Genomic DNA, 5,393 nt, shown 5'->3' on the forward strand with positions numbered 1-5,393 from the left:
AAGCAATAGTTTAAAGGTTGTATAAGATTTGTTAAAAAATTGTTATAATCTATCTTCTCCTATTGTTTCACCACATTACACTATATTTCAACCATTATTCCACCATCGTTATCATGGTATTCCCCATCCCGTCCTAACATCCTGTAAAAAATGCTTGATTTTTTTGCGTTAATCTATAATAATAATAAAGATAAAAAAACCTGTTATTGCTAGCAGGTTTTTTATCAGTTTAGTCTAAATAAATATAGGTTATTTATTTAGATAGTGTTATAATGAAATTTGGTAAAGTTAAAATTTATAAGTAAGGTGGATTAAATGGACATTAAAGACATTAAAAAATTAAAATTATATGGGTTTAACAACCTAACCAAATCATTAAGTTTTAATATGTATGATATATGTTATGCCAGAACTCCGGAACATCGCCAGGCATATATTGAATATATTGATGAAGAATACAATGCAGAACGCCTTACGAATATTTTAACTGAAGTAGCAAATATTATTGGCGCCAATATTTTAAATATTGCCAAACAAGATTATGAGCCACAAGGTGCCAGCGTAACTATGCTTATTTCTGAAGAACCGGTGGAACCGACTTCAGAAACAGTAGTAGCACATTTAGATAAAAGTCATATAACAGTACATACTTACCCAGAAAGTCATCCTGATAAAGGGATCAGTACGTTCCGGGCCGATATAGATGTTTCAACTTGTGGGCATATCTCACCACTAAAAGCTTTAAATTATTTATTAAAAAGCTTTTGTTCTGATATTGCTATTGTGGATTACCGAGTGAGAGGTTTTACTAGAGATGTTAATGGTCGCAAATGTTTTATTGACCATAAAATAAATTCAATTCAAAATTATATTGATCCGAAAATTCGTGAACAATATCAAATGATTGATGTTAATGTTTATCAAGAACATATTTTTCATACAAAAATGTTATTAAAAGAGTTTGATTTAGATAATTATTTGTTTGGAACGCCGAAAAATGAGTTGTTAATCGGTGAGAAGCGTAAAGCAAAACAACGCTTGAAAAAAGAAATGACTGAAATTTTCTACGGTCGTAATATTCCTAAAGTAAAAGTATAGTTTGCCTTAAGCAAATTATGAAGGAGGCTGAACATGGAGCAAGTTAAACGTATTTACGTTGAAAAAAAATCAGGATTTGATATTCCTGCTCAAGCGCTATTAGGTGATTTAGTAGAAAGTTTAGGTCTTGAAAAATTAACCAATGTTAGATTGATTAATCGTTATGATATTCAAGGAATTAATGAGGCTGAATATGCACAAGCTCGTAATATTGTGTTTTCTGAGCCTAATGTTGATATAGTTTATGATGAAATATTACCGCTAGCTGAAACCGATAATGTTTTTGCAATTGAATATTTACCGGGACAATATGATCAAACCGCTGACTCAGCGGCACAATGCGTGCAGTTATTAACGCAAAAAGAGCGTCCGGTGATCTTAAGTGCCAAGGTAATAGTGCTAGAGGGTGATTTAACTGCTGCCGAAGTACAAGCGGTAAAAGAATATTGTATCAATGCGGTAGAAAGCCGTGAAGCTGACCTGGACAAACCACAAACTTTATCATTAGAAAATATAGTGCCAGCTGCTGTTAAAGTTTTAGAGGGTTTTAATGAAAAAGATGAAACCGCATTAGCTGAATTTATGAATGAATTAGGATTGGCAATGAGTTTTGAAGATTTGAAATTCTGCCAAGCTTACTTTCGCGACAATGAAAAACGTCAACCAACGATTACAGAAATAAAATTGATTGATACTTATTGGTCCGATCATTGTCGTCATACTACTTTTCTAACAGAGTTGGAAGCTGTTGAAATTGGCGAAGGTTATTTTGCAGCGCCGATTGTAAAAGCTTATGAAGACTATAAAAAAGCCAGAGCTGAAGTTTATGGTGATAAAAAGCGCGATATTTGTTTGATGGATATTGCGGTTATTGGTATGAAACAATTACGCAAAATGGGTAAACTGACTGATCTTGATGAGTCGGAGGAAATTAATGCCTGTAGTATTGTTGTAAATGCCGATATTGATGGTGTAAACGAAGAATGGCTGGTTATGTTTAAAAATGAAACGCATAATCATCCGACTGAAATAGAACCGTTTGGTGGAGCGGCAACTTGTTTAGGTGGTGCCATTCGTGACCCATTATCTGGTCGCTCTTATGTTTATCAAGCGATGAGGGTAACAGGCAGTGCTGATCCAAGAGGGGCAATCAAAGATACGATTCCTGGCAAATTACCACAAAAGAAAATAACTGTTGGGGCAGCCGCTGGTTATAGTTCTTATGGTAATCAAATTGGTTTGGCCACCGGTCAAGTTGCGGAAGTATATCATGAAGATTATGTTGCAAAACGTATGGAAATCGGTGCCGTTATTGCGGCAGCACCTAAATGCAATGTAGTTAGAGAAGTGCCTAAAGCCGGTGATGTAGTGATATTAGTAGGTGGTCGTACCGGTCGTGATGGTTGCGGTGGTGCTACCGGATCTTCAAAAGAACACACTGAAGAATCATTATTTTCTTGCGGTGCAGAAGTGCAAAAAGGTAATCCGCCGACTGAACGAAAAATTCAAAGATTATTCAGAAATAAAAATGTTAGCACAATGATCAAACGTTGTAATGACTTTGGGGCCGGTGGTGTTTCCGTAGCAATCGGTGAACTTACTGACGCGCTAGAAATAAATTTAGATGCAGTACCAAAAAAATATGATGGTTTAGATGGTACGGAACTGGCAATTTCTGAATCACAAGAGCGGATGGTAGTAGTAGTTGAAGCTGATAATGCTCAAGCTTTTATTGACTATGCTAGTGCGGAAAACTTGGAAGCGGTGATTGTTGCCGAAGTAAAAGACGATAATCGTTTAAAAATGAATTGGCGTAATCAACAAATTGTTAACCTTAGTCGTGAGTTTTTAAATACTAATGGTGTTAAACAAACGGTAAGCGTTAAAGTTGAATTGCCGAACCAAGACGAAAATTACTTTAAGCAAAGTTTTGTTAATGCTGCTGATTTAAAACAAGCTTGGTTAGATAATTTAGGTAGTTTAAATGTTTGCAGTCAAAAAGGGTTAGTAGAACGCTTTGACAGCACTATTGGTGCAGGAACTGTGTTAATGCCTTTTGGTGGTAAATATCAAGCGACACCAAGTGAAGGGATGGTTGCAAAATTACCATTGCTACAAGGTGACACTGATACTGCTACTGCAATGACTTATGGCTTTAATCCATATTTATCAAAATGGAGTCCATTCCATGGCGCGTTATATGCGATAGTGGAAGCGGTTTCAAAGATTGTGGCAGTTGGCGGTAAATATGATAGTATTCGTTTAACCTTACAAGAGTACTTTGAAAAATTGGGTACCGATGAAGTTAAATGGGGTAAACCGTTTAGTGCGTTATTAGGGGCATTAAAAGCACAACAAGAATTTGGTATTCCAGCCATTGGCGGTAAAGACAGTATGTCGGGAACTTTTAAAGATATTAATGTTCCACCATCATTAATTGCCTTTGCGGTTGATGTTGTTAGTGCGAAAAATACTATTTCAGCTGAATTTAAACAAGCCGGTAACAAAGTAATAGCAGTTCCGGCGGTTATTGATAAATTTGACTTACCTGATTTTGCAGTACTGCGTGATAATTTTGCTAAGGTTAGTGCCTTAATTAAAACAGGGAAAGTGCTAGCGGCTTCCAGTGTAAGAACCGGTGGTATTGCAGCGGTAATCAGTAAAATGAGTTTTGGTAACCAAATTGGTTTTAGCTTTGCTGAAGCTGTAACTGCGGATCACTTTAAGCCTGATTACGGGACATTGGTATTAGAAGTTAATGCTGATGTTAGTGCGGAACTTGCTGGTACTGGTTATTATGAATTAGGTTCAACGATTGATAATAAGACTATTATTGCAAATAATTTTGAAGTTTCCTTAACAGAAGCACAGGCTGCTTTTGAGAATACTTTAGAAAAAATATTCCCAACTAAAACGAAAGTTGACAATAATGAAATTCCAACTGTGGCATATAATAAAGGTAATGTAATAAAAGCTCAAGCTAATTATGCTAAGCCAAGAATTTTCATTCCTGTGTTCCCAGGGACAAACTGTGAATACGATACGGCTAAAGCGTTTGAATTAGCAGGCGGTACAGCCGAGACTTTGGTTATTAGAAACTTAACAGCAACCGCGGTAGAGGAATCTGTTCAGGCTATTGTTAAAGGCATTGAGCAAGCGCAAATTTTAATGTTGCCAGGTGGCTTTAGTGCCGGCGATGAACCTGATGGTTCTGGTAAGTTTATTGCAGCGATGTTTAGAAATCCACGCATTAAAGAAGCTGTTCAAAGATTATTACAACAGCGTGATGGTTTGATGTTGGGTATTTGTAATGGTTTCCAAGCGCTAATTAAACTGGGCTTGGTGCCATATGGTGAAATTACCGATATTAAGGCTGACAGTCCAACGTTAACTCATAATAAAATTGACCGCCATATTTCTTGCATGGTACAAACGAAAGTAGTATCAAACTTGTCACCATGGTTTAATAATGTTAAAGTTGGCGATGTGCATTCTATTGCAATGTCACATGGTGAAGGGCGTTTTGTTGCTGATGAGAAAATGTTAGAGCAATTAATGGCTAATGGTCAAATTGCGACGCAATATGTTGATCATAACGGTCAAGCTAGTCTTAATATTCCGTTTAATCCTAATGGTTCAACTTGGGGCATTGAAGGAATTACCAGCCCGGATGGTAGAGTATTAGGCAAGATGGGACATTCAGAGCGTATTGGCACAAATGTTGCAAAAAATATTGTTGGTGCTAAAGACCAACAAATCTTTGCAGCCGGTGTTAATTATTATAAATAAAAACACCGTAAAAGATTGTAATAATTATTATTTTGTACTATATTATGTAGAAGATACTGATAAAAAAATAAGGCTACGCACTGGTACAGTGCGTAGTTTTCTTTATTGAATGATAGTGGGAAATATTGAACAATGGTGAAACAATAGTGAAAAGGTAGTTAATCAATAGTTCAACCATTGCCACCAAATAGTGTAAATTTGAGATTTTCATGTTATTTGTCACTCTGAGATAAGGCACTAAACCTTAAAGATTTTTGGTGATGTACAAGATGACTAAAATCGAAACACCGCACATTTAAATTACAATCATTCCCCAGCCTTTACACTAATGTTTCACGATTGCTAAACCATAGTTAAACTATATTTAGTCAATCATTATTCTTAAAAGATGGAGGTGTTTATTATTAATTTTCAAGAAATAACTAAAGCTGATAAAGAACTATTTGATAGTTTTTTTAAAAATCATTATTATGAAAATTCGCATTTTAATTTTACTAATTACTTTA

At 35.6% G+C, this 5,393-nt stretch carries 2 protein-coding genes; both read left to right on the plus strand.

The genetic code is table 11. The annotated features are described in order from the left end of the window. Window positions 1-315 precede the first annotated feature (315 nt). Complete coding sequence (gene speD, locus KBI38_07905) at window positions 316-1,098, plus strand: adenosylmethionine decarboxylase (GenBank protein ID MBP8629973.1); 783 nt, start codon at window positions 316-318, stop codon at window positions 1,096-1,098. 33 nt (window positions 1,099-1,131) lie between these two features. Beyond that, complete coding sequence (locus KBI38_07910) at window positions 1,132-4,887, plus strand: phosphoribosylformylglycinamidine synthase (protein MBP8629974.1); 3,756 nt, start codon at window positions 1,132-1,134, stop codon at window positions 4,885-4,887. Window positions 4,888-5,393: the final 506 nt, after the last annotated feature.

This window comes from Negativicutes bacterium (assembly GCA_018052945.1).
Taxonomy (GTDB): domain Bacteria; phylum Bacillota; class Negativicutes; order JAGPMH01; family JAGPMH01; genus JAGPMH01.

Coding starts and splice junctions, on each gene's coding strand:
- KBI38_07910 (MBP8629974.1), top strand. CDS start 1,132: ATGGAGCAAGTTAAACGTATTTACGTTGAAAAAAAATCAGGATTTGAT.
- speD (MBP8629973.1), top strand. CDS start 316: ATGGACATTAAAGACATTAAAAAATTAAAATTATATGGGTTTAACAAC.